We start from the raw sequence: 24,235 nt of genomic DNA, 5'->3' as shown, positions 1-24,235 counted from the left end.
TTCGCGGAGGTGTCGCGACGGTCACCGTCCCACGGGGCCGTTCAGGCCGAAGCGGGGGCACGGGGGCGGCAGCCCCCGGCGACGCCCGCGCGGACGCCGAGCACCTCCGGAAGACGGCACCCTATGCCCGCGGCACTCCGGAGGAGCCCCGCACCATCAGCTCCCCCCGCACCGTGGCGATGTCCCCGGGCGGCGCCTCCTCGCGCCCCATCGCGATCCGCCCGGCCCGCGCCCCCGCCTCCGCCAGCGGCAGCCGGACCGTCGTCAGCGCGGGCACCGCGTCGATGCTGAACGGAAGGTCGTCGAAGCCGGCGACCGACACGTCCGCCGGGATCCGCAGCCCGGAGTCCCGCAGCGCCGCGCACGCCCCCAGCGCGACGGTGTCGTTCGCGGCGACGACCGCAGTCAGGGACGGGTCCCTGCGCAGGAGTTCGAGCGTGGCCTCGTAGCCGGACCGCCGGTCGTAGCGGCCGTGGACCGTCCAGCGGGGGTCCTCCTCGACGCCGTGCGCGGCGAGCGCGGCCCGGTGTCCCTCCAGCCGGTGCCGGGTGGTGGTCCGTTCCTCGGGGCCCGCGATGTAGCCGAGCCGCCGGTGTCCGAGCCCGAGCAGGTGCTCGGTCAGCGCCCGGCCGCCCCCGCGGTTGTCGAAGGTCAGCGCGATCGCCCCGGTCCCCGGCGCCGGCGGCCGCCCGCACAGCACCACCCGCGTCCCGGCCTCCGACAGCTTGCGCAGCTTCGTCGCCACCGCCGCCTGGTGCGCCGCGTCCTCCATCGCCCCGCCGGTCAGCACGACGGCCGCCGCGCGCTGCCGCTGCAGCAGCGTGAGGTAGGTCAGCTCGCGCTCCGGGGCGCCGCCGGTGTTGCAGACCACGGCGAGTCTCTCGCCGCCGGCCCTGCCGCCCGGCCCCCCGATCTCGGACTGGATCGCACCGGCCATCACCCCGAAGAAGGGGTCGGCGATGTCGTTGACCAGGATCCCGACCAGGTCGGACGTGGCGGCGGCCAGGGCGCTCGCGGGGCCGTTGAGCACGTAGTCCAGCTCGTCGACCGCCTTGAGCACCCGCTCCCGGGTGGAGGCGGCCACGGGATAGTTCCCGTTCAGCACGCGCGACACCGTCGCGGGGGAGACCTGGGCGCGGGCCGCCACGTCCGCCAGTGTCACCGTCATGTCCTCGTCCTCCGGTCGCGCTCTCGTCGTACGCCCTCGTACACGGAGCCGGGTCCGGCCCGGTTCCGTGCCGACCTTACGGCCACCGCCCGCCGCCGTTCGCGGCCCGGGCAACTGGTCCGCGCAGTGGTCTTGTCCGGACCTCCGACCACAGGCTAGCTTCATAGTGAATAGAAAGCGCTTGCTGTATCGCCTGTCTCGTTCTCCGGCGTATGCGGCGCGCGGACCGCGTACGAAGGGAATGACGTGACACGCAAGACGGTGCGTATCGCCATGAACGGTGTGACCGGACGCATGGGCTACCGGCAGCACCTGGTCCGCTCCATCCTGGCCATCCGCGAGCAGGGCGGCCTCGACCTCGGCGGCGGTACCGTGCTGTGGCCGGAGCCGGTCCTGGTCGGCCGCCGCGAGCACGCGCTCAGGGAACTGGCCGAGCGGCACGGGCTGGAGCACGTCTCGACGGACGTGGACGCCGTCCTCGCCGACGAGAGCGTCGAGATCTACTTCGACGCCCAGGTGACCTCGGCCCGCGAGGAGGCGATCAGGAAGGCGATCGCCGCGGGCAAGCACGTCTACACCGAGAAGCCGACCGCCACCGGCCTGGACGGGGCCCTGGAACTGGCCCGCCTGGCGAACGACGCCGGCATCAAGCACGGCGTCGTCCAGGACAAGCTGTTCCTCCCCGGCCTGCTCAAGCTCAAGCGCCTCGTCGACGGCGGCTTCTTCGGCCGGATCCTGTCCGTGCGGGGCGAGTTCGGCTACTGGGTCTTCGAGGGCGACTGGCAGTCCGCCCAGCGTCCCTCCTGGAACTACCGCGCCGAGGACGGCGGCGGCATCGTCGTCGACATGTTCCCGCACTGGGAGTACGTCCTCCACGAGCTGTTCGGCCGCGTGAAGTCCGTCCAGGCCCTGACCGCCACCCACGTTCCGCAGCGCTGGGACGAGGACGGCAAGCCCTACGACGCCACCGCCGACGACGCCGCGTACGGCATCTTCGAACTCGACGGCGGTGCCGTCGCGCAGATCAACTCCTCCTGGGCGGTGCGCGTCAACCGCGACGAGCTGGTGGAGTTCCAGGTCGACGGCACCGAGGGCTCCGCCGTCGCGGGCCTGCGCAACTGCCGCGTCCAGCACCGCTCCGCCACCCCGAAGCCGGTCTGGAACCCGGACATCCCCGCCACCGAGGTCTTCCGCGACCAGTGGCAGGAGGTCCCCGACAACGGCGAGTTCGACAACGGCTTCAAGGCCCAGTGGGAGCTGTTCCTGCGCCACGTCTACACCGACGCCCCCTACCGCTGGGACCTGCTGGCCGGCGCCCGCGGCGTCCAGCTCGCCGAACTGGGCCTGAGGTCCTCGGCCGAGGGCCGCCGCCTCGACGTCCCGGAGGTCTCCCTGTGACCCTCCACCTGCCCGACGCGAACGGCACCCTGCGCGCCTACGAGCCGCGCACCGAGCCCCTGGCCGTCTCCGGAGGAAGCGCTTTCACCTCCCGGACGGTCTTCTCCGCGGCGCACGTCGTCGCCGACCCGTTCGCGGACGTGTCCCCCGACTCGCCCGCCGCCGTCGACTGGGACGCCACCCTCGCCTTCCGCCGCCACCTGTGGTCCCACGGTCTCGGCGTCGCCGAGGCCATGGACACCGCCCAGCGCGGCATGGGCCTGGACTGGGCCGGCGCGGCCGAGCTGATCCGCCGGTCCGCCGCCGAGGCGAAGGCGTGCGGCGGCCGCATCGCCTGCGGCGTCGGCACCGACCAGCTCACCGCCGGCACCCTCGCCGAGGTCCGCGCGGCCTACGAGGAGCAGCTCGCCGTCGTCGAGGAGTCGGGCGCCCAGGCCATCCTGATGGCCTCCCGCGCCCTCGCCGCCGCGGCCCGCGGCCCCGAGGACTACCTGGAGGTCTACGGCCACCTGCTGCGCCAGGCCGCCGAGCCGGTGATCCTGCACTGGCTGGGCCCGATGTTCGACCCGGCCCTGGAGGGCTACTGGGGCTCGTCCGACCTGGACACCGCCACGGACACCTTCCTGGAGGTCATCGCCACCCACCCCGACAAGGTCGACGGCATCAAGGTCTCCCTCCTGGACGCCCGGCGCGAGGTCGACCTGCGCCGCCGCCTGCCGCAGGGCGTGCGCTGCTACACGGGCGACGACTTCAACTACCCCGAGCTGATCGCCGGCGACGAGCAGGGCTTCAGCCACGCCCTGCTCGGCATCTTCGACCCGCTGGGCCCGCTGGCGGCGGAGGCGGTCCGCGTCCTGGACACCGGGAACACGGAGGGTTTCCGCGCCCTCCTCGACCCCACGGTCGCCCTCTCCCGCCACCTCTTCCAGGCCCCCACCCGCTTCTACAAGACGGGCGTGGTCTTCCTGGCGTGGCTCGCGGGCCACCAGAGCCACTTCACGATGGTCGGCGGCCTCCAGTCGGCCCGCTCCCTGCCGCACTTCGCCCGGGCCTACGAACTCGCCGACGGACTCGGCCTGTTCCCGGACCCGAAGCTGGCGGAGGAGCGCATGCGGACCCTGCTGAGCCTGTACGGAGTGGACCAGTGACCGACCTCGCGCGCTTCAGCATCAACCAGATGACGGTCAAGCAGCTCTCGCTGCCCGAACTGACCGCCGCCTGCCGCGACCTGGGTATCGGCAACGTCGGCCTGTGGCGCGAACCCGTCCAGGCCTACGGCGTCGAGGCGGCGGCGAAACTGGTCCGCGACGCGGGCCTGACCGTCACCACCCTGTGCCGGGGCGGCTTCCTCACGGCGACCGACCCGGACGAGCGCGCCCGCGCCCTCGCCGACAACCGCCGCGCGGTCGACGAGGCCGCCGCCCTCGGCACCGACACCCTGGTGCTGGTCTCGGGCGGCCTCCCGGCCGGCTCGAAGGACCTGAACGCGGCCCGCGAACGCATCGCGGACGCCCTCGCGGAACTGGGGCCGTACGCCGAGGAACACGGCGTCCGCCTGGCCATCGAGCCCCTCCACCCGATGTTCGCCTCGGACCGCTGCGTGGTCTCCACCCTCACCCAGGCCCTGGACCTCGCCGAACGCTTCCCGGCCCACCAGGTCGGCGTCACGGTCGACACGTACCACATCTGGTGGGACGACCGGGCGCCCGCGCAGATCGCCCGGGCCGGCGCGCAGGGCCGCATCCACACCTTCCAGCTCGCCGACTGGACGACCCCCCTCCCGGAGGGCGTCCTCAACGGCCGCGGCCAGATCGGCGACGGCGCGATCGACATGCGCGAGTGGAAGGCCTACGTGGAGGCGGCGGGCTACACGGGCGCCATCGAGGTCGAGCTGTTCAACGACGCCCTGTGGGCACGGGACGGCCGCGAGGTCCTGGCGGAGACGGCGGCCCGCTTCGTGGAACACGCGCTGTAGGAACGGCCGCTCGGTCGCTTCCCCGACGTGAGGGACCCGTGGACACCGTGCCGCGCGGCGGGCATGACCCCCGTGCGGCACGGCCGTACGACCGCGCTCACGCCGTCCCGCAGCGATCGCGCAGGATCTCCACGCCGTCGCCCTCGAGGTCGTCGCAGTACGCCGCGCGTCCCGTCATGGCCATCACCAGGGCCAGGGTGGGGCCGGACACCACAGGGCCGGAACCGGTCGTGAAGGGGCCGTCGTCCGCGGTGAGCCGCAGGCCGCCGATGCGGCCCTTGGCGAGGACCACGAGGTCCGAGCCCGCGTAGTACTCGGCGACGCGGGTGACGGCGTCGACCGGACGGTCGTGCCGCATGCCCAGCGGGCGCCGGATGTCCTCGCCGTGCACGAGCGTCTCGCCCAGCATGGCGATGGCCGGCAGGGGCGGCTTGGTCGTGCTCGCGACGACGCGCCGGAACCGCGCGAGGGTCTCGGCGGGGGTGGCGCCCAGCTGCTCGGCCAGCCGCACGGCCACCTGCTTGTCGAAGTCGAACCGGCAGCGGATCACCCCCGCCATCCAGCGCACGGCGTTGAGGCTCGCCCCCGCGGTGAGATGCGCCAGCACCTCGCGCACCGACAGCCCGGCGCACAGCGACGGCGTCGCCCACCGCTCGTCGGTCAGCTCGTCGAGGTCGGCCGCCAGTGCGGCTCGCTCGGTGTGTATGAGGGGCCAGACGCCGGTCCCGTGGCTGCGTCCAGCGGTCGGCTTCGGGTCGGTCATGGGGAAGGGTCTCCTGTCACGGGGTCGTGCTCCACGTCGCACCCGGTCCGGAACGGGAGTCTCCGTCTGGTACGGGTGCTCGTGACGGAGACTCCCGTTCCGGAGCGAAGTCATCGCCCGTGAGCGATCTTTCCTCCGCCGTCCAGACCCGGCTCCCGCACCGGCGACACCCCCGGTCGGCCCGCCGGGCTCGACGACCAGGCCGTTCGCCCTCTGACGCGGGGGACACGGCGCGTTCCTCAGTCCTCCCAGAACGCCCAGAAGACGCCGACCTCCGTGTCCGACACGGCGACGAGACCGCAGTCGGTCGTGTAGACGGAGAGGCAGTCCCAGACGGTGTCGGGATTCAGGAGATCGGCGTCGGGATCGTCCCGCGCGACGGACGCGTTGGTGAAGAAGCGCGCGTCCGGGGCGAAACGGGAGAGGACGGAGCGGGAGGACGCGAAGAGGCTGTCCTTGCGCTGCTCGAAGTCCGGAACACGGGCCGCCTGATAGAACTCCCCCTGCAGGGCGACCAGCAGTCGGCCGGCCTGTTCCCGGCCGACCTCGTACAGACTCCGTCCGAGCTGGTCGGCGCTCCACGGCATGAACGGCGCACCGATGCCGCTGCGGTTCTCGTCGACCTCGGGCGCGTAGTTCATCGAGGACCATTTCCTCGGGTCGGTGCTCCTGAGCGTCATGACGGCGACCGCGTCGCGACGCCAGTCCTCGTGCCGGCGCGGGCCCACCTGCACGAACGTCCAACCGCTGCCGAAGAGATCGAGCAGCGCCGCCTCCCAGACAGCGGCATCGAGCGTGTTCTCCTGCTGGGGCACGGGGCTCCTGTTCATATCTGTCGGACGAAAGACTTCCGGGCGGACGGTGCAACGCCGTCGTGTGGGGCGGGCGCGTATCGGAGAATTCCGCATCGTCTCTCAGTCATCTTCGAACCTCCAAAGAATCAGTACTGCGTCTTCCGAGACCCCGATGAGGCAGACGTCGATGGTCGCATCGGCGAGGGTGTTGGCATGAAAGGCTGAGGACAGGAAGTCTGCCTCGTCGCCCTCCTCGGCCTCTCCGTGATTGGTGAAGTACCGAGCTCCCTCGCCTGCACAGTCCAGCACGCGGGACAGGCAGGTATCTCGCTCGTGGTCATGATTGGGCAGCGAACGCGGCCCATAGAGGAGAGAGCCGACGGAAATCAGCGTGGCCAGCTGGAGAGCCCCGTTGTGGGATATCTCCATGACGCTGTCTCTCAGTTCCGACGTGTCGACACCGTGCAGTGCGGGGCTGTGTTTGATCATTTCGCCCGCAATGTGATGCCAGTCATCGTCCTTCCGGTGGGACAGGGCCACAAAGGTTTGGCGTTGGTCGAAATGCCCCCGCGCGCAAGCGGGAAGTTCACGTTTCTTCATGCGACGCCCTCCGTGGGCGGCCGGAAAGATCTTTCGTGGGTCGTGCAACCCTTCCCGCGCCCCGCCGGTCGTACGTGGCATCAGGACGCCTGCGGGGGGAGATCCGGGGGGATCGCGGGGGGACTGAGGGGAGGGGATCCGGGAGGGTCCGGTCGGTGACCGGGCCCTCCCGACGGTCGTCCCCGGCCCGGATGCCCCGGGGCTCGGGGTCAGGAGGCCGTCGGCACCGAGGCCGGGGGGATCGCGACGACGTCGAGGCCGTCCCGGCGGATCCGGTCGCGGCCCCACTCGCCGAGTGGCCGCAGCGCCTCGTTGAGCGCCGCGCCCGACTCGGTCAGGGAGTACTCCACCCGCGGCGGCACCTCGGCGTAGACCGTGCGGTGGACGAGACCGTCCTCCTCCAACTGGCGCAGATGCTGCGTCAGCATCTTCTCGCTCACGCCCGGCAGCGCGCGGCGCAGTTCGGCGAAGCGCCGGATGCCGTGGGCGTGCAGCTCCCACAGGACAAGGCCCTTCACGTGCCGCTGACGAGGTCCAGTGCGGCGTCGATGCCGCATATGTGAGTACTTCCGCGACGATACAGCGTTCCGCAGCATGGTCGACGTGCCTGAATCCACACGAAACCCAGTCCATTCGACTCCCGTCACGCTCATCGGTCTCGGCCCGATGGGCCAGGCCATGGTGCGGACGCTGCTCTCTGCCGGCGAGCTGGTGATCCTCAGCCTCACCGACTACCAGGCGATGTGTGACGTCCTGCGGACCGCGACCGGGGCGCTGGCCGGTCGCACGACCGTCAACCTGAGCTCGGACACCGTTCCTAGGGACTGAGCGGGAGTGAGTCCTGGTGCCAGGACTCGTGCTCAGCCGGACGCCCCGAACGGTGTTGGGTGTCCTGGTCGCCCGCGTTCGTTCCACGGTCCGGTGGCACGGATCGGGTCCGTGGTCCGGGGATCCGGGGGCGGGGTCCCTCACGCCCGGGGGTATCCGGTGCGGCCTGGACGGTCCGATGCCCGCATCCATCGCTCTGGTGGGTGCGGGGCGGTGCCGTCCGACGCCGGACTGGAAAGCCCTGGGCGCGTCGCCCGATCGCGATGCTGGCCGCATCGTGCCGGGTCGTCCTACGGGTGCTGCTGGTCAGGGGTTTCTGCCAGTGCTGGGCACCCCACTTGCTGGTGTAGGCCGGGTCGACGGCGATGACGGTGATGCCAGTCTGGTCGGCCATGGAGGTCAGGCGGGCGCGGAGCCGGCCGGTGGGCATGCCGGAGACCAGCTTGCGGAACCGTTTGCGGCCACCGTGTTTCTCGCGGGTCTTCTCGGCGGTGAAGTCGAGGTCCTCGACGGCGATGGCCTTCACCCCACACGTGCGGGCCCAGTGCAGGAGCCGGGTCAGGGCGTGGCGGACCTGGGCGTCGCGGTGCCCGGCGGTGCCGGTGAGCTGGTAGGGGAAGCGGCGTGGGTGGCCGATGGGGTTGCCGTAGGTGTCCAGGCGCCAGACGGCGAGGTGGTCGGCGTTCATGTCGATGCCGATCACCCCCTCGGCCAGCGCCGCTTGCAGGGGGAGGGTGGGGGTGGCGGGTTTCTGCCAGGACGCGGTCACGTACCAGCGGTCCCGGGCCGGGTCGTGGTGGATGCGGTAGGCGACGGCCCGGTTCGCCGTCACCCGGTCGGCCCACTCCTGCCCCCGGTGCGCGAACGCCACCTTGCCGGTGAGGAGGTACCGGCCGTGCGGCGCGTTCGCCAGGCCCTGGAGTGGGGCCGGGAGCCGGATGCTGACCTCACCGTCGGGGGCGATGCGGATGGTCTCGTTACCGAACCGCTTCCCGGACTCCCCGTCTGCCTGCAGAAACCAGCGTTGCGCCTCCCAGCGGGCACGCCACTGGGATTCGGTGAGCTGGGCGGCGGGCAGGTGGTGCCGGGTGCGGGCCAGGTGCTTGCCGCCCCGGACGATGTGTACGGTTCCGGCCGTCCAGTCCGCGCGCGCCTGCTGCAGCCGGTCCTCCAGGACGTGCAGGCGCCGGGCCTTGGCATGCCACTCCCAACGGCTGCGATACCCACCCGGAGCCTTCCGCGACCCCCTCGATCCGACGGGCAGCGACAGCCGGTGCCGCAGCATCCGCACCCCCGCCTCCAACGACTGGAGGTGGGCGAGGGCACCGCGGCGGGCCAGCGCCCACTGATCGTGCGTGGCCTTGGTGATGGCACCCGCCCACCGGGCCGACGATCCAGGGGTCAGCTCCCGCTTGCGTGCCGCCCACGCCGTCGCGTCGTGGTCCAGCCCGTCGCGGCAGCGCGCCTTCAGGTCACGGCCGGCGAGCGTGCCCAGATGCGTGCCTACCCGCCGCAGCACCTCCATGTCGGCAGGCGTGAGCTGCTTGAGCCGGGTACGTACCGCCACCCCCGACGGGCCCGGTGCGACGAACGGCGCCGCAAGCTCCCGCACCACCCCGCCCATCCCCACACCCCCTCCCGGCCCTCCGGCCCGGCCCCGAAGCCCGACCCATCCCACCCAACGACCACCACCCGCAAAGGTCACCCATTCGACAGGCGAACCCTCATTCCCACCTCTCCGCAGAACAGCACGCACCCCGACCGTGACCCTCCGCGCTCACCCACGCACGCCAGAACACACTCGCGCTCAGCCAGAACTCAACTGTTCTTCACCCCCGACCGCGCCCGCGAGGCGGCGACGTGGGCGGCCGGACACGGGGCGCACTTCGTGACCGGCGGTGTGATGGTGCCCGCGGCGATGGTCGGCACGGAGGCGGCGTACGTGTACTACAGCGGACCGACCGAGGCCTTCGAGGCGCACCGCCCCGCACTGGCCCGGATCGGGGCGCCGCGCCACCTCGGCGAGGACCCCGGGCTGGCGCAGCTGATGTACCAGACCCACCTCGACGTGTTCCTGACGAGCCTCTCGTCCCTCCTGCACGCCACCGCGCTGCTAGGCACGGCGGGGGTCAGCGCAACGCGGGCGTTCCAGGAGCTGATGCCGACACTGGCCGGCATCCCGGCGATGCTCGAGGCCGGTGGGGACGCCGGCGCGCAGATCGACGCCGGCGAGCATCCGGGCCACCTGAGCACGGTGACCATGATGGGGCCACCGCGGACCACATCGTCGACACCAGCACGGCCGTGGGCGTCGACCTCGCCCTCCCGCGCGCCGTCCAGGCCCACTACCGCCGCGCGATCGCCGACGGCCACGGCAAGGACAACTGGACCCGCATCATCGACGGCATCCGCACCCCGCGGACGGACACCCGGACCTCACCCTGACGTCCGACCGCCCGCGCACCCGGTGGCAGCACGCTCGGCGTCTCCTCCCGGCGGCCGCCCGGCGGACGGGTCCCGGCCGTGCTCGCGGAGCCGGAGCCGGAGCCGGTCTCAGACGAGGCTGAAGGAGATGACGCCCCAGGCGCCGAGCGGGCCTGCCAGGGCGAGGGCCACCAGCGCCGCGGTCATGGCGAGGCTGACGATGAGGACGAAGACGGCGAAGACCAGTGTGCCGGTGGTGCCGCGGCCGACCTGTGCCTCGGTCCGGCCTTCCGGGTCGTAGAGGATCTCCGCCTGCTCCGCGTACTCGGACGTGCCGGTGAGCCTGCGGCCCCGGCCCTCCAGGTCGGTGTACTCGTAGGCGCCGGCGTACAGCCTCCGGCCTTCGACGAGGACGCCGTGGGTGCGCAGCCGCCACGTGTCCCCGGTGAACTCCCAACCCCCGCACACGAAGTGGCGCATAGGGATCGCGAGGGAACCGAACAGCCAGCAGATCAGCGCGACGAACCACCCGTACGAGCCGAGGAAGCCGGCGGCCGACATCGCCGCGGCCGCCAGCAGGTAAAGGGCCACGGCGACGCGTGAGGCGGTCCGGTGCCGGTCGGCGGGCGGCTTCGCGACCGGTGTCTCGGTCACCAGCAGGGCGCCGTCGGCCCGGAGTTCGGCCGCGTCCCGGACGGGCAGTCTCCGCTGGAGCGCGTCCGCGAAAGCCTCCACCGCCGGGGCGCGACGGCCGTGCACCGTCCAGGACGTCGGGCGGATCGTCCGCGGAGCGGTGAGCACGACGGTGAAGCTGCGTCCGCCGGCCCCCGGGGTCTCCGTCCGCTCGATCGCGGTGAGCGGTATGCGCCGGTCGGAGGCCGGTGTCTTCAGGACCAGCGCGCCCCGTTCAAGCCTGGCCTCGAAGCCGCGGCGGCGTCCGGGCAGGACCACCACGGAGGGGGGTTCCGTGACGGCGCTCGTATCAGAAGACGCACCCGCTGTTTCGCCCGAGGTCATGGGAGGAGAGTAGAACAGCCCGGGCGAGTCCGGTTGTTGCCGGGCTCACCCCGACGGCATCGCGACAGGGCCCGCCTCGGCGCGTCGGCGTCCGGGCGACGTGCCGGGGAGCAGGGGGGACCGCCGGCGCAGGTGGCCGCCCCCCCGGGGACGCGTCGCGCGTGCCGTCCCGCTAGAAGAACACCCCGCACCGCAGCAGCACGTTCGCGTACGGGCTGGCCTCGCCGGTGCGGACCACCAGGCGGGCGCCGGCCGAGAGCGCCTTCAGGCGTTCGTGCGGGACCAGTTCCAGGCCGGGGCAGCGGGCGTCCAGGAGCGCCGCGGCCCGCGCATTGGCCTCCCGTACCTCCTCCGCCGCCGTCGCGCCCTCGGTCACCAGCTCGGCCAGCAGTCCGTCCAGGACCTCCGCGAAGGACGGCACCCCGGCGCGGAAGGCCAGGTCGACGACGCGCGGGCCGTCGGGAATGGGCATGCCCGCGTCGCAGACGAGGACGCCGTCGCCGTGGCCCAGTGCGGCGAGGGCGCCGGCGAGGTGACGGTTGAGTATCCCCGCCCGCTTCACAGCGCGTCGACCTCCGCCGCCGTCGGGTACGACACCTGCGCCCCCGCCTTCGTGACCGCCGCCGCGCCCACCCGTGCCGCGTACGCCGCGGCCTCGGCGAGCGACGCGCCCGTGCCGAGCCGCCAGGCCAGCGCCGCCGTGAAGGCGTCCCCGGCGCCGGTGGTGTCCACGGCGTCCACCTTCACCGACGGGACCCGGCGGACGCCCTCCGCCGCCGAGGCGACCAGCGCGCCCTCGGCGCCCAGGGTCACGACCACCGAGCGCGGCCCCTTGGCCAGCAGCAGCCCGGCCCAGTCCTCGGGGCGCTCGCTCACGCACGCGTCGCCGAGGATCACCTTCGCCTCGTGCTCGTTGACGATCAGCGGGTCGCAGGCCGCGAGCACCTCGCGCGGCAGCGGACGCGGCGGCGACGGGTTCAGCACGAAGCGGCTGCCCGGCGCGAGACACCGGACGACCTCGACGACCGTCTCCAGCGGGATCTCCAGCTGCGCCGACACGACCCGGGAGGCGTGGAAGAGGCTCGCGGCGGCGCGTACGTCCTCCGGGGCCAGGCGGCCGTTGGCGCCCGGCGAGACGACGATGCTGTTGTCCCCGGACGGGTCGACGGTGATCAGCGCGACGCCGGTCGGGGCGCCGCCCACCAGCACGCCGACCGTGTCGACGCCGGCCGCCCGCTGCGAGTCCAGCAGCAGCCGGCCGTAGGAGTCGTCGCCGACCCGGGCCAGCAAGGCCGTACGCGCGCCGAGCCGGGCGGCGGCCACCGCCTGGTTCGCGCCCTTGCCGCCCGGGTGGACGGCCAGGTCGGAGCCGAGCACCGTCTCGCCGGCACCCGGCCGCCGCTCGACGCCGATCACCAGGTCGGCGTTGGCCGACCCCACGACCAGCAGGTCGTAGTCGTACATGAATCGCTCCCCGATCCGAGTCAGATGCGAGTGAACCCGATTGAGTCCGAGTGAACCGCAGTGGAAACGAGTGAGGCGGGCGGACGGTCGTGCGACCGCCCGCCCGTGCACACTCCGTGCGCCGGTGTCAGCCCTCGAAGCCGGCCACGTTCTCCTTGGTGACCACCTTCACCGGCACCTTCACCGTCTTCTCCACCTTCTTGCCCTCGGCGGCCCGCAGCGCGTTCCGCACGGCGATCCTGCCCAGTTCCTTCGGCTGCTGCGCGACGGAGGCGTACAGCGTGCCCGCCTCGACCGCCTTCAGCCCGTCCGGCGTGCCGTCGAAGCCGACGACCTGGACCGACGTGCCGGCCTTGGAGCCGAGCGCCTTGACCGCGCCGAGCGCCATCTCGTCGTTCTCCGCGAAGACGCCGTCGATGTCCGGGTGCGCCTGGAGCAGGTTCGTCATCACGTCCAGGCCCTTCGTGCGGTCGAAGTCCGCGGGCTGCCTGGCGACGACCTCGATGCCCGGGTAGGCCTTCAGACCGGCCGCGAAGCCCGCCCCGCGCTCCCGGCTGGCGGAGGTGCCGGCCTGCCCCTGGAGGATGACGATCGTGCCCTTGCCGCCGAGCTTCTCGGCGAGCGCCTTGGCGCCCAGCCGGCCGCCCTCGACGTTGTCGGAGGCGACCAGCGCGGCCGTGTCCGCCTTGTTGACGCCGCGGTCCACGGCGACGACGGGGATGTCGGCCTTGTTCGCGCCGCGCACCGCGGGGCCGGCGGCGTCGGAGTCCACCGGGTTGACGATGACCGAGGAGAGCGAGCCGCTGGTGAAGTTCTGCAGCTGGTTGGCCTGCTGCGAGGCGTCGTTCTGCGCGTCGGTGACCGTCAGGTCGACGCCCAGCTTCTTCGCCTCCTCCTGCGCGCCCGCCCGGATCTGCACGAAGAAGGGGTTGTTGAGCGTCGACAGCGACAGGCCGATCTTCTGCGACTTGCCCGCCGAGGAGTCGTTGTGCAGCAGCGACGTCGCGCCGACGACCGCCACGGCGACCACGGCCGCGATCACGTAGGTGAGTGCCTGCTTGCCCCGGCCCCCGTCACCGGACGCCCCGGCCGCCGGGGTGGTCGCCCCCGCCTTGCGGCGCAGCGTGTCCAGCAGCACCGCCAGCGCGATGACGACACCGATGACGACCTGCTGCCAGAACGCGGAGACGGACAGCAGGTTGAGGCCGTTGCGCAGCACCGCGAGGATCAGCGCGCCGATCAGCGTGCCCGACGCCTTGCCGGTGCCGCCCGCGAGGGAGGCGCCGCCGATGACGACGGCGGCGATGGCGTCCAGCTCGTAGCCCTGCGCGGCCTGCGGCTGCGCGGAGGACAGCCGGGAGGCGAGCACGATGCCCGCCGCGGCGGCGAACAGGCCGGAGAAGGCGTAGATGGCGAGCTTCTGCCGCTTCACGCGCAGGCCGGACAGCCGCGCGGCCTCCTCGTTGCCGCCGATGGCGTACATGGACCGGCCGATGTAGGTACGGCCGAGGACGAACGCCGTGATCAGGCCCATCACGATCATCACGAGCACCGGCACCGGCAGCCAGCCGCCCAGCGTGTCGCCGAGGTGGGACACCGAGTCCGGGAAGGCGATCGGCGAGCCCTGCGAGATGACGAGGGACAGACCGCGCCCGACCGACAGCATGGCGAGCGTCGCGATGAACGGCGGCAGCTTCCCGTACGAGATGAGGAAACCGTTCACCAGACCGCAGGCGATGCCGGTCAGGACGGACAGCAGCACCGCGAGCACGACCGGCATCCCGGCCTCGGTGGCGCTCCACGCCAGCACGGTGGCCGACAGCGCGGCGACCGAGCCGACCGACAGGTCGATGCCCGCCGAGACGATGACGAAGGTGACGCCGAAGGCGAGGATCGCGGTCACGGCGGCCTGGACGCCGACGTTGAGGAGGTTGTCGGCGGTCAGGAAGTCGCCGGACAGCGCCGACATGGCGACGACCAGGACGATCAGCGCGGTCAGCGCGCCGTTGTCGAGCAGCAGGCGGCGCAGACCGCCCGTGGCGCCGCCCTGCGCGCCCGGCTTGCTCTTGAGCGTGTCAGTGGCCACGGGAGGCCTCCGTTCCGTCCGTTCCGTTGGTGTGCGGGGAGTCACTGGTGTGCGTGCTGACGGCGAGCGCCATCACGGCGTCCTGCGTGGCCTGCTCGGCGGGCAGTTCGCCCGCGACCCGGCCCTGCGCCATGACGACGACCCGGTCGCTCATGCCGAGCACCTCCGGCAGATCGCTGGAGATCATGAGCACGGCGGCACCGGCGGCCGTCAGTTCGTTGATCAGCTGGTAGATCTCGACCTTGGCGCCGACGTCGATGCCGCGGGTCGGCTCGTCGAGGATCAGCACCTTGGTGTCCGCCAGCAGCCACTTGCCGATGACGACCTTCTGCTGGTTGCCGCCGGACAGGGTCCGCACGTGCTGCCCGAGCCCGGCCATGCGCACGCCGAGCTGCCCGGCGATCCGCTCCGCCGCCTCGTGCTGTCCCTTGAGGTCGACGAGTCCCGCACGGGAGGTGGACCGCAGGGTCACCAGTCCGAGGTTCTCCTCGACGGAGGCGTCGAGGACGAGCCCCTGCCCCTTGCGGTCCTCGGGGACGAGCCCGATCCCGGCCGCCATCGCGGCGTTCACGTCGTGCCGCCGCAGCGGCGCGCCCGCGACGCGCACGGTCCCGGCGTCGTAGGGATCGGCGCCGAACACCGCCCGCACGACCTCGGTCCGCCCGGCGCCGACGAGCCCCGCGATGCCGACGACCTCGCCGGCCCGCACCTCGAAGCTCACGTCGTGGAAGACGCCGTCCCTGGTCAGCCCCTCGACCTTGAGCAGCGCCTCGCCGGCGTCGCCGCGTTCGCGCGGGTACTGCTGCTCGATCGACCACCCGACCATGAGGCGCACCAGTTCGTCCTCGGGCGTGGAGGCGGGCACCTGTCCGACGCTGCGCCCGTCCCGGATGACGGTGACCCGGTCGCCGAGGGCGGCGATCTCCTCCAGGTGGTGGGTGATGAAGACGATGCCGACGCCGTCCTCGCGCAGCCGCCGCACGATGGCGAACAGCTTCTCGACCTCCTCGGAGGTGAGCACGGCGGTCGGCTCGTCCATGATGAGCACGCGCGCGTCCAGGCTGAGCGCCTTGGCGATCTCGACCATCTGGAGCCGTGCGATGCCCAGTTCACGCACCCGCGCCCGCGGTGACACGTCGACGCCCACCCGCTCCAGCAGGACGGCCGCGTCGGCCTCCATCCTCTTCCGGTCGATCATCCCGAACCGGCGCGGCTGGCGCCCCAGGAAGATGTTCTCGGCGACCGTCAGATCGGGGACGAGGTTGAACTCCTGGTAGATGGTGGCGATCCCGAGCCGTTCGGAGTCCTGCGCGCCGTCGATGCGCACCTCCTCGCCGCCGGCCAGGATCCGCCCGGCGTCGGGCGTGTGGGCGCCGGAGAGCATCTTGATGAGGGTGCTCTTGCCCGCGCCGTTCTCGCCGAGGAGCACGTGCACCTCGCCCCGGCGCAGGTCGAAGTCGACGCCGTCGAGCGCGACGACGCCGGGGAAGGTCTTGCGGATGCCCTCGATGCGCAGCAACTCGTCGGGATCGCGGCTGCTCACGGCGTACTCCTTCGTACGGGGGACGGGGACGGGTCGTGCGGGGAGGCGGCCTCGCCGCAGGAGCGGCGGACGACGAGCCGCGCCGGCAGGGTGACGGACTCGCCGGGCCGCCCCTCGATGCGGTCGACCAGCGCGCGCACGGCGGCCCGCCCGAGGTCGCCCGTGGGCTGGGCGATCGCGGTGATCGGCGGATCGGTGTGCACGAACCAGCGGATGTCGTCGAACGCGGCGAGCGCGATGTCGTCGGGGACGCGCAGCCCCCGCGCGCGGACGGCGTCCAGGGCGCCCAGCGCCATCAGGTTGTCGGCGGCGAAGACGACCTCGGGCGGTTCGGGCAGGTCGAGGAAGCCCTCGGTGACCCGGCGTCCGCTGTCGGCCTGGAAGTCGCCCTGGCCGATGCAGGCGTCGGGCAGGGGGAGCCCGTAGGCGCCGAGCGCCTCGCGGAAGGCGTCCACGCGCTCGCGGCCGGTCGTGGTGGCGGCGGGCCCGGCGATGATGGCGAGCCGCCGGTGCCCGAGCCCGTACAGGTGCGCGACCAGGTCCCGCACCGCCGCCCGCCCGTCCGACCGCACCACGGGCACGTCGACGCCGGGGATCCAGCGGTCGACGAACACCATGGGCGTCCCGGCGCGCGCGGCGTCCAGCATGCGCGGGGAGCCGCCGTCGGTGGGGGAGACGAGGAGCCCGTCGATACGGCGGTCCAGCAGCGTGGTGACGTGGTGGTCCTGGAGGTCGGGCCGCTCGTCGGCGTTGCCGATGATGACGCTGTAGCCGAGCGCGCGGGCCTCCTCCTCCACGGAGCGGGCCAGTTCGGTGAAGTACGGGTTCAGCACGTCGCTGATGACCAGGCCGAGCGTGCGGGTCTGGGCGGTGCGCAGGGACCGGGCGACGGCGTTCGGGCGGTAGCCCAGCGCCTCGACGGCGGCCAGCACGCGGGTGCGGGCGTCCGTGCTGACGGACGGGTGGCCGTTGAGCGCGCGCGAGACCGTCGCGACGGAGACGCCCGCCTCGGCGGCGACGTCCTTGATGCTCGCCATCGCCGTTCCACCTCCTCGTGGAATCGATTACACGGAGGATTGGAATCGATTACACGGGTGGCTGGCAAGGGGCGGAGGGGTGGCTGACACCCAATCGTGACCGAGAGCCGGCGGCGCGGCCGGAACGGACGAGGGCGCGCCCCGGAACGGACGAGGGCGCGCCCCGGAACGGACGAGGGCGCGCCCCGGAACGGACGAGGGCGCGCCCCGGAACACGCGGCGGCCCGGTCCGGGACCGAAGGATCCCGGACCGGGCCGGGCCGGCGGCGTTCGCGGGACGGTCAGCCCAGCGCGGCGGCGAACATGCCGGCCTCGTAGGAGCCGCCCTTCTGGTGCGTGATCACGGCCAGCCGGTTGGCCGCGTTGATCAGGGCGACCAGGCAGACCAGCGCGGCGGTCTGGTCGTCGTCGTAGTGCTTGCGCACCAGGGCCCAGGTCTCGTCGGACACGCCCTGGTGCGCGTCGGCGAGCCGGGTGCCCTCCTCGGCGAGCGCCAGCGCGGCCCGCTCCGCCTCGGTGAAGACCGTGGACTCGCGCCAGGCGGCGACCAGGTGGAGCCGGACCTGGCTCTCCCCGGCGGCCGCGGCCTCCTTGACGTGCATGTCGATGCAGTGCCCGCAGCCGTTGATCTGGCTGGCCCGCAGTGACACCAGCTCCTGCGTGGACCTCGGCAGCGACGCGTCGTGAAGTACCAGGGCGGTGCCCGCGAACCGCTTGGCGAACCTGCTGCCGATCTCGTTCTCGAACAGGTTGAATCGGGTGTCCATGATCTCGTCCTCGCTCTCGGTGCCTCGCTGACGAACACAAGACCCCGACGGTCCGGCCCCTGTGACAGGACGCCGGTGTGACGTGGAACACCGCCGACGGGTGTCACGGAACAGCGGCGGCCGGTGTCCTGGGGGCGGAAGACCGTCGGTCGACGAACGGGAGAAGCCGGTGACGAGCGAGAGCAGCGGACGAGTGCGGGACGACACGGCCCGGCGCGGCACCACCGCCGGCGGTGGCGCCACGGACCCCGCCACCGAGGCCTTCGTCGCCCATCGCAACCTCCTCTTCACCGTCGCCTACGAGATGCTCGGCTCGGCCGCCGACGCCGAGGACGTCCTCCAGGAGACCTGGTTGCGGTGGGCGGGGACCGATCTCGCCGCGGTGCGCGACCCGCGCGCGTACCTCGTCCGGATCACCACCCGCCAGGCGCTGAACCGGCTGCGCACGCTCGGCCGCCGCAAGGAGACCTACGTCGGCTCCTGGCTGCCCGAGCCGCTGCTCACCACGCCCGACGTGGCCGAGGACGTCGAGCTCGCCGACAGTGTCTCGATGGCGATGATGCTGGTCCTGGAGACGCTCACGCCGACCGAGCGGGCGGTGTTCGTGCTCCGGGAGGTCTTCGACCTGGACTACGACGAGATCGCCGAGGCCGTCGGCAAGAGCCCGGCCGCCGTCCGCCAGACCGCGCACCGCGCCCGCGCGCACGTCGCGGCACGCCGGCCGCGCGGGGCCGTCCCGCCGACGAGGACCCGGGACGCGCTCGACGCGTTCCGGCGGGCGGTCGAGACGGGCGACCTCCAGGGGCTGCTCGACATCCTCGCCCCGGACGTCGTCCTGCTGGGCGACGGAGGCGGCATCAAGCAGGCCGTCCTGCGGCCCGTCCGGGGGGCCGACAAGGTGGCCCGTCTGATGATCGGCGGACTGATGAAGCAGAGCGCCGCCGTGTCCATGGAACCGGCCCATGTCAACGGCCACCCGGCCCTGGTCCTCCGGCTCGACGGCGAACTCGACACCGTGATGGCGGTGCGCTTCGACGACGGCCGCATCACCGGCCTCTACGCCGTCCGCAACCCCGAGAAGCTCACGGGCATGCGGCGGGAGACCGCCCTGCACCGCTGAGCGCGCGCCCGGCGTCGTCTCGGCGGCCCGTCGAGGACCCGCACCGTCGACACCATTGACGTGACAACACCCCGGTTGTTCCATCGCCTTGCCGTCGGATCTTCCCGTTCCGACCCGTCCCCGCCCCCGTCCCACGGAGTTCGCGCCCCATGCCGCACGCCCAGCACACCGCACCCGCCGACACCGCTACCGGCCCCGCCGACCTCGTCCTCACCGGCGGCCCCGTGCACACCGTCGACCCCGCCCGCAGCCGCGCCACCGCCGTGGCCGTGCGCGGCGGGCGGATCGCGGCCGTCGGCCACGACGAGGTGCGCGAGCTGATCGGGCCGCGCACCGAGGTCGTCGACCTGGCGGGCAAACTGCTGCTGCCCGGCTTCCAGGACGCCCACGTCCACCCCCAGGGCGCCGGCCTCGAACTCGGCCTCTGCCACCTCGCCGACACCGACGACCCGGACGAGTACCTGCGCAGGATCAGGACGTACGCGGACGAGCACCCGGACGCCGAGTGGATCACCGGCGGCGGCTGGTCCATGGAGGCGTTCCCCGGCGGCACGCCCACCGCCGCCGCCCTCGACGCGATCGTCCCGGACCGGCCCGTGTTCCTGCCCAACCGAGACCACCACGGCGCGTGGGTCAACAGCCGGGCGCTGGAGCGCGCGGGCATCGACGCCCGCACCCCCGACCCCGCCGACGGCCGGATCGAGCGCGACGCCTCGGGGAACCCCACGGGAACGCTCCAGGAGGGCGCGGTCCACCTGGTGGGCAGGCTGGTCCCGGACCCCACACCGGAGGACCAGCTCGCCGCCCTGCTGCGTGCCCAGTCCGTCCTGCACTCCCACGGCGTCACCGCCTGGCAGGACGCCATCGTCGGCGTCTACGCCAACATGCCCGACCCGGCCCCCGCCTACCGGGCGGCCCTGGACCGGGGCCTTCTCACCGCCCGCGTCGTCGGCGCCCTGTGGTGGAACCGCGAGCGCGGCGCGGAGCAGATCCCCGAACTCGCGGCCCGCCGCGAGGAGCTGACCCGCGGCCGCTTCCGGGCGACCAGTGTGAAGATCATGCAGGACGGCATCGCGGAGAACCACACGGCGGCCATGCTCGACCCGTACCTCACGGGCTGCGGCTGCGCCTCGGACAACAGCGGCATCAGCTTCGTCGCACCGGCGGACCTCAGGAAGTACGTCACGGAACTCGACGCGGCCGGCTTCCAGGTCCACTTCCACGCCCTCGGCGACCGGGCGGTGCGCGAGGCGCTCGACGCCGTGCGGGCCGCCCGGGAGACCAACGGGTGGCGGGACACCCGGCACCACCTGGCCCACCTCCAGGTCGTGCACCCCGCCGACGTCCCCCGCTTCCGCGCCCTGGGCGCCACCGCCAACCTCCAGATGCTGTGGGCCGCCCACGAACCGCAGATGGACGAGCTGACCCTGCCCTTCCTCGGCGCCGAACGCGGCACCCGGCAGTACCCGTTCGGCGACCTGCTGCGGGCCGGCGCGACCCTGGCCGCGGGCAGCGACTGGCCGGTCAGCAGCCCCGACCCGCTCCAGGCGATCCACGTCGCCGTCAACCGCGTCTCCCCGGACGCGCCCGACGGCACCCCGGTCTTCCTCCCCGGGCAGCGCATCGACCTGGGCACCGCCGTCGCCGCGTACACGGCGGGCAGCGCCTACGCCAACCACCTCGACGACATCACCGGCAGCATCACGGCCGGCAAGGCGGCCGACCTGGTCGTCCTCGACCGCGACCCGTTCGCCGGGCCGCCCGAGGAGATCGCGGCCACCCGCGTCCTGGAGACCTTCGTGGCGGGCCGGCGCGTGTACGCGGCCCCGGACGCGTAGCGCCCGCTCCCGTAATCCCCTGGCGCGGTGGCCGCGAGGGACGCAGACTCGGCCCCATGGCGGACATGGGATCGTTCCGGGACGCGGTCACCACGTGGGCGGCCGGCGGCCCCGGCGGGCCCGCGCGCGAGCTGGCCGGACGCCTGTCCGTCCGGACGGCCGTCCTGCTCGAAGGGCCGAGCGACGCGGCGGCGGTCGACGCGCTGACCGCGCGCGAGGGCCGGGACCTGGCGGCGGAGGGGATCTGCGTCCTCCCCATGGGCGGCGCGATGAACGTCGGCCGCTTCGCCGCCCTCCTCGGCCCGTCCGGCCTGGACCTGCGCCTCACGGGCCTGTGCGACGAACGGGAGCGGGGCTACTACGTCCGCGCCCTGGACCGCGCGCACGCCGCCCCGCACGACCTCTTCGTCTGCGCGGCCGACCTGGAGGACGAGCTCATCCGCGCGCTCGGCGTGCCGCGGGTGACGGAACTGGTCGAGGCGGAGGGCGACCTGCGCGCGTTGCAGACTTTCCTGCGCCAGCCCGCGCAGCGGGACCGCACCGCCGAGCAGCGGCTGCGCCGCTTCCTCGGCACGAAGAAGGGCCGCAAGATCCACTACGGCCGCGTCCTGGTCGAAGCCCTCGACCCCGACGGCATCCCCGCCCCGCTGGCCGGGTTGTTCGCCGCCCTCTGACCGCCCAGCTCTCCGGCTGCGGACCCTCGCTGTCAGTGGCGGCTGACAGTATGACGATCATGAGCCGGATCATCTCGTACAGCACGGCCGACAAGGCCGACGTCCTCGCCTTCCTGGGAGCCGCCGACGACCTGACGGCGGACCAGCGACGTCGGCTCGGCGTCATGCGTGAGAAGGCGCAGGAGCACCAACACGGCCTGGAGGACCAGGGTATCGACCTGGGCCTGTCCATACCCGACGCGCTCGACCACCTGGTGGCCGGCCACGCGAGCTCGACGGCCGAGTACGCGGCGAGCGCCTATTACCGCGCTCTCCAGATCGTCATCGACCGCAACGCGTCCGACCCCGCCGAACTGGGCGTGTATTCCAAGCCCTCCACCTTCTTCGGCCTGCTCGACGAGGAACTGCGCCGACTGGGCGTGAGCGCCGACCTCCTGCTGCACGACCACCTCTTCTCCGGTCCGCCGGCGGAGATCCCCTTCCCGATCCCCCACCCCGTGGACGGGCCGCACATCGGCATGTTCCCGCTGGACAGGGCGAAGCCGGCCGCCGACGCCTACCGCGCGGTGCTGGACCGGATGGACGAGGGCTTCCGGTACGACGTCCGGGAGGTGATCGAGAAGTTGGAGTTCGAGCACGAGGAATGGGAGTACGCCACGAAGAACATCGACTGGTACACCCAGGACACGATCTTCTTCTCCATCACGGGCTGATCGGCGGCCGGGTTCGTCGCCGCCCTCAGTCCGAGTGCGGGCGTCCGTCCCGCACCCAGGTCACCATGGTCAGCGCCGAGGTGATGAACATCAGGACGCTGAAGGTCGCCACGGAGTCGACGTACTGCCCGTAGCCGTTCGCCTCCAGCTGGAGGGCGAACGAACCGAGCGCCGTTCCCAGCGCGGCGGTCGCGGCGGCCATGGCGACGAACGGGCCCTTCGTCATGGGTACTTCCTCCAAGCGGCGAGACGATGCGTACCGTCGAGGCTACACGGAGGCTGCGTAGCGGCCCTCAACGTCCTTTCTTTTCCGTAGCGTTGTGGGGTGACCAGGGTCCGTTTCAGGCCGCCGCCAGTTCGCACCACACGTACTTGCCCCGGTCGCCGTGCCTGGCGAGCGGGTACCACCCCCATACGTCGGCGCAGGCCCGCACCAGCGCCAGTCCCCGCCCGTCCTCCTGCCCGGCCTCCGCGTCGAACGCCCGGGGCGGCTCGGGCGGTTCGGGGTCCGCGTCCCAGGCCCCGATCCGCAACGTCCCCGGCGGTGACCAGCGCACGCGCAGGGCGGCGGGGCCCTTGGTGTGCCGTACGGCGTTGGTGACCAGCTCGGTGGCGAGGAGTTCGGCGACGTCGACGAGGCGGATCAGTCCGTGCATGGTGAGGATCAGGCGCAGGGTACGGCGGCTGACGGTGACGGCGCGGAGGTCGTTGGGGATGTACAGGGAGTACTCCCAGGGTTCGTTCTCGGGCATGCGGAGCTCCGTTCCAGGGGCGAAGGGGGTGGGGGCGGGCCGGTGCCATCGCCGCAGCCGTCATGGCAGGACGGGGCGGTGCGCTTCCGGTGGCCCGGTGCCGCACGGTGTGCGTCGCGTCACCGACGGTAGATCTAAATTTAGGGACGCGACAAGTCGATCGCGTAATCTGACGCCGAACGAGTTGCGTCAACAGACGTACGGGGAGGGGTAGTCGGTGGTGAAGAGACGCGAACCAACGGCACGGCAGGTGCGACTGGCAACCGAGCTGCGCAGGCTCCGTGAAGCAGCGGGCCTCAACTCCCGTCAGGCAGCCGAGCTGCTCGGCGTGGCCCCCGCCCAGATCACCCATATCGAGTCCGCACTCGCCGGTGTGAGCGAGCAGCGCGTTCGTCGCCTCGCTTCCCACTACGCCTGCACCGACGAGGAGTTCATCGACGCCCTCGTGCAGATGGCCACCGACCGGACGAACGGCTGGTGGGAGGGGTACCGGGGGCTCCTGCCCACGTCGTTCCTGGACCTGTCCGAGCTGGAGCACCATGCTCGGTTCCTTCGTCACGTAGCGATCCTGTACGTGCCGGGCCTGCTGCAGACCGAGGAGTACTCGCGTGCCGTCTTCTCGTCCAGGCTGCCGGAACTGACCGCCGAGGAACTCGAACTGCGCATCCGGCACCGCAAGGCGCGCCAGCAGTTCACCATCCCCTACGAAGCGGTGATCCACGAGGCGGCACTGCGCATCAGAGTGGGTGACCGTGCCACCTCAAGAGCCCAACTCGTGCGCCTTCTGGAACTCTCCGAAGCGGACCACATCACCGTGCGGGTCATCCCCTTCGACCTGGACGGATTCGCCCTGGCCTCCAGCACGATGACGTACGTGGGCGGGCCCATGCCCAAACTGGACACCGTGGTCCGCGACGCACTGCATGGCTCGGCCTTCATCGATTCCGAGGCTCAGCTCAACACCTACCGAACGAGTTTTCATAAGGTGGAGGCCGCGTCACTCGATCCCGGACGGTCGCGTGATTTCATCCACGGCCTGGCGAAGGAGCTGTAGGACCCCATGGATAACTGGCGGAAGTCGTCCTACTCGGGCCCGGGTGACGGCAACGAGTGCGTCGAGATCGCGACCTCGCCCACCCACGTCGCCGTCCGCGACTCCAAAGCCCCCGCCCGAGCCACCCTCACCTTCCCGGCAGGGGCCTTCGCCCCCTTCCTCGAAGCGTTGAAAAGGACGGCGGGGCAGCCCTGAGGCACCCCTGTGTGTGAAGGACCGC

The 24,235-nt window shown here is 72.4% G+C and carries 23 protein-coding genes and 3 pseudogenes; 11 read left to right on the top strand and 15 right to left on the bottom strand.

Features of this window, described 5'->3' with window-relative positions:
* Nucleotides 1-121: 121 nt before the first annotated feature.
* Nucleotides 122-1,168 carry a LacI family DNA-binding transcriptional regulator gene (locus ACIRFH_RS01365; protein ID WP_403516496.1) on the bottom strand — a complete coding sequence of 349 codons (1,047 nt, stop codon included), beginning with the start codon at nucleotides 1,166-1,168 and terminating at the stop codon, nucleotides 122-124.
* Between the two features lie 246 nt (nucleotides 1,169-1,414).
* Between ACIRFH_RS01365 and ACIRFH_RS01360 the strand changes: the two genes are divergently transcribed.
* From ACIRFH_RS01360 to ACIRFH_RS01350, 3 genes are read left to right on the top strand one after another with little or no spacing between them, the layout of a single operon-like run.
* Nucleotides 1,415-2,566 carry a Gfo/Idh/MocA family protein gene (locus tag ACIRFH_RS01360; protein ID WP_403516495.1) on the top strand — a complete coding sequence of 384 codons (1,152 nt, stop codon included), beginning with the start codon at nucleotides 1,415-1,417 and terminating at the stop codon, nucleotides 2,564-2,566.
* Nucleotides 2,563-3,714, top strand: coding sequence for a dihydrodipicolinate synthase family protein (locus ACIRFH_RS01355; protein WP_403516494.1), 1,152 nt, complete (start codon nucleotides 2,563-2,565; stop codon nucleotides 3,712-3,714). Before ACIRFH_RS01360 ends, ACIRFH_RS01355 begins: the two co-directional genes overlap by 4 nt.
* Entirely contained in the window at nucleotides 3,711-4,541 is an 831-nt protein-coding gene (locus ACIRFH_RS01350; protein ID WP_403516493.1) for a sugar phosphate isomerase/epimerase family protein, read from the top strand. The genes ACIRFH_RS01355 and ACIRFH_RS01350 overlap by 4 nt, the downstream gene beginning before the upstream one ends.
* Nucleotides 4,542-4,638: 97 nt before the next feature.
* On the opposite strand, the gene ACIRFH_RS01345 is transcribed toward ACIRFH_RS01350, so the two are convergent.
* From ACIRFH_RS01345 to ACIRFH_RS01330, 4 genes and pseudogenes are all read right to left on the bottom strand, one after another.
* The gene (locus tag ACIRFH_RS01345; RefSeq protein WP_403516492.1) at nucleotides 4,639-5,304 is read right to left on the bottom strand and encodes a maleylpyruvate isomerase family mycothiol-dependent enzyme; all 666 of its coding nucleotides are present in this window, start codon (nucleotides 5,302-5,304) and stop codon (nucleotides 4,639-4,641) included.
* A 239-nt stretch (nucleotides 5,305-5,543) separates the two neighbouring features.
* Entirely contained in the window at nucleotides 5,544-6,119 is a 576-nt protein-coding gene (locus ACIRFH_RS01340; RefSeq protein ID WP_403516491.1) for a hypothetical protein, read from the bottom strand.
* A gap of 99 nt (nucleotides 6,120-6,218) precedes the next feature.
* The gene (locus tag ACIRFH_RS01335; RefSeq protein ID WP_403516490.1) at nucleotides 6,219-6,698 is read right to left on the bottom strand and encodes a hypothetical protein; all 480 of its coding nucleotides are present in this window, start codon (nucleotides 6,696-6,698) and stop codon (nucleotides 6,219-6,221) included.
* 209 nt (nucleotides 6,699-6,907) lie between these two features.
* A pseudogene (locus tag ACIRFH_RS01330) lies at nucleotides 6,908-7,281 on the bottom strand (winged helix-turn-helix transcriptional regulator).
* Nucleotides 7,282-7,301: 20 nt separating this feature from the next.
* Here ACIRFH_RS01330 and ACIRFH_RS01325 point away from each other — a divergent pair.
* Nucleotides 7,302-7,526, top strand: a complete 225-nt coding sequence (locus ACIRFH_RS01325; RefSeq protein ID WP_403516654.1) for a hypothetical protein — start codon at nucleotides 7,302-7,304, stop codon at nucleotides 7,524-7,526.
* Here ACIRFH_RS01325 and ACIRFH_RS01320 read toward each other — a convergent pair.
* Nucleotides 7,516-9,150: pseudogene (locus ACIRFH_RS01320) on the bottom strand (IS200/IS605 family accessory protein TnpB-related protein). The gene ACIRFH_RS01325 and the pseudogene ACIRFH_RS01320 sit on opposite strands and share 11 nt — an antisense overlap.
* A gap of 207 nt (nucleotides 9,151-9,357) precedes the next feature.
* Here ACIRFH_RS01320 and ACIRFH_RS01315 point away from each other — a divergent pair.
* Nucleotides 9,358-9,971: pseudogene (locus ACIRFH_RS01315) on the top strand (NAD(P)-dependent oxidoreductase); the annotation flags it as partial.
* Between the two features lie 108 nt (nucleotides 9,972-10,079).
* Here the strand turns inward: ACIRFH_RS01315 and ACIRFH_RS01310 are convergent.
* From ACIRFH_RS01310 to ACIRFH_RS01280, 7 genes are all read right to left on the bottom strand, one after another.
* Nucleotides 10,080-10,904 carry a hypothetical protein gene (locus tag ACIRFH_RS01310; RefSeq protein WP_403516489.1) on the bottom strand — a complete coding sequence of 275 codons (825 nt, stop codon included), beginning with the start codon at nucleotides 10,902-10,904 and terminating at the stop codon, nucleotides 10,080-10,082.
* Between the two features lie 235 nt (nucleotides 10,905-11,139).
* Nucleotides 11,140-11,529, bottom strand: coding sequence for a D-ribose pyranase (gene rbsD / locus ACIRFH_RS01305; protein ID WP_403516488.1), 390 nt, complete (start codon nucleotides 11,527-11,529; stop codon nucleotides 11,140-11,142).
* A complete protein-coding gene (locus ACIRFH_RS01300; RefSeq protein ID WP_403516487.1) occupies nucleotides 11,526-12,431 on the bottom strand; it encodes a ribokinase in 906 nt (301 codons plus the stop codon). The genes rbsD and ACIRFH_RS01300 overlap by 4 nt, the downstream gene beginning before the upstream one ends.
* Nucleotides 12,432-12,558: 127 nt before the next feature.
* Nucleotides 12,559-14,517, bottom strand: a complete 1,959-nt coding sequence (locus ACIRFH_RS01295; protein ID WP_403516486.1) for a substrate-binding domain-containing protein — start codon at nucleotides 14,515-14,517, stop codon at nucleotides 12,559-12,561.
* Complete coding sequence (locus ACIRFH_RS01290; protein ID WP_403516485.1) at nucleotides 14,507-16,060, bottom strand: sugar ABC transporter ATP-binding protein; 1,554 nt, start codon at nucleotides 16,058-16,060, stop codon at nucleotides 14,507-14,509. Before ACIRFH_RS01290 ends, ACIRFH_RS01295 begins: the two co-directional genes overlap by 11 nt.
* Nucleotides 16,057-17,097 (bottom strand): LacI family DNA-binding transcriptional regulator, encoded by a 1,041-nt coding sequence (locus ACIRFH_RS01285; RefSeq protein ID WP_403516484.1) that lies wholly within the window; start codon nucleotides 17,095-17,097, stop codon nucleotides 16,057-16,059. Before ACIRFH_RS01285 ends, ACIRFH_RS01290 begins: the two co-directional genes overlap by 4 nt.
* Before the next feature lie 281 nt (nucleotides 17,098-17,378).
* Nucleotides 17,379-17,864 (bottom strand): carboxymuconolactone decarboxylase family protein, encoded by a 486-nt coding sequence (locus ACIRFH_RS01280; protein WP_403516483.1) that lies wholly within the window; start codon nucleotides 17,862-17,864, stop codon nucleotides 17,379-17,381.
* Between the two features lie 169 nt (nucleotides 17,865-18,033).
* On the opposite strand from ACIRFH_RS01280, the gene ACIRFH_RS01275 reads away from it, so the two are divergent.
* The 4 genes from ACIRFH_RS01275 (at nucleotide 18,034) to ACIRFH_RS01260 (ending at nucleotide 22,209) form a co-directional block, all read left to right on the top strand.
* A complete protein-coding gene (locus tag ACIRFH_RS01275; protein ID WP_403516482.1) occupies nucleotides 18,034-18,984 on the top strand; it encodes an RNA polymerase sigma-70 factor in 951 nt (316 codons plus the stop codon).
* A gap of 149 nt (nucleotides 18,985-19,133) precedes the next feature.
* Nucleotides 19,134-20,822 (top strand): amidohydrolase, encoded by a 1,689-nt coding sequence (locus ACIRFH_RS01270; RefSeq protein ID WP_403516481.1) that lies wholly within the window; start codon nucleotides 19,134-19,136, stop codon nucleotides 20,820-20,822.
* A 56-nt stretch (nucleotides 20,823-20,878) separates the two neighbouring features.
* Nucleotides 20,879-21,496, top strand: coding sequence for a TOPRIM nucleotidyl transferase/hydrolase domain-containing protein (locus tag ACIRFH_RS01265; RefSeq protein ID WP_403516480.1), 618 nt, complete (start codon nucleotides 20,879-20,881; stop codon nucleotides 21,494-21,496).
* A gap of 59 nt (nucleotides 21,497-21,555) precedes the next feature.
* The gene (locus ACIRFH_RS01260; protein ID WP_403516479.1) at nucleotides 21,556-22,209 is read left to right on the top strand and encodes a hypothetical protein; all 654 of its coding nucleotides are present in this window, start codon (nucleotides 21,556-21,558) and stop codon (nucleotides 22,207-22,209) included.
* Nucleotides 22,210-22,234: 25 nt separating this feature from the next.
* Here the strand turns inward: ACIRFH_RS01260 and ACIRFH_RS01255 are convergent, their stop codons facing one another.
* Together ACIRFH_RS01255 and ACIRFH_RS01250 are read right to left on the bottom strand one after the other, a co-directional pair.
* Nucleotides 22,235-22,435: an SCO3870 family protein gene (locus ACIRFH_RS01255; protein ID WP_403516478.1), complete on the bottom strand. Its 201-nt coding sequence runs from the start codon at nucleotides 22,433-22,435 to the stop codon at nucleotides 22,235-22,237.
* Nucleotides 22,436-22,550: 115 nt separating this feature from the next.
* A complete protein-coding gene (locus ACIRFH_RS01250) occupies nucleotides 22,551-22,961 on the bottom strand; it encodes an ATP-binding protein (protein WP_403516477.1) in 411 nt (136 codons plus the stop codon).
* Nucleotides 22,962-23,178: 217 nt separating this feature from the next.
* On the opposite strand from ACIRFH_RS01250, the gene ACIRFH_RS01245 reads away from it, so the two are divergent.
* Together ACIRFH_RS01245 and ACIRFH_RS01240 are read left to right on the top strand one after the other, a co-directional pair.
* Nucleotides 23,179-24,015 (top strand): helix-turn-helix domain-containing protein, encoded by an 837-nt coding sequence (locus ACIRFH_RS01245; protein ID WP_403516476.1) that lies wholly within the window; start codon nucleotides 23,179-23,181, stop codon nucleotides 24,013-24,015.
* Between the two features lie 6 nt (nucleotides 24,016-24,021).
* Nucleotides 24,022-24,210 carry a DUF397 domain-containing protein gene (locus ACIRFH_RS01240; RefSeq protein ID WP_403516475.1) on the top strand — a complete coding sequence of 63 codons (189 nt, stop codon included), beginning with the start codon at nucleotides 24,022-24,024 and terminating at the stop codon, nucleotides 24,208-24,210.
* The last annotated feature ends 25 nt before the right edge of the window (nucleotides 24,211-24,235 follow it).

It is taken from the genome of Streptomyces sp. NPDC093586, assembly GCF_044764905.1.
Lineage (GTDB): Bacteria > Actinomycetota > Actinomycetes > Streptomycetales > Streptomycetaceae > Streptomyces.
The sequence above is the reverse complement of the archived record's forward strand: the minus strand, read 5'-3'. Positions and strand labels throughout refer to the sequence as shown.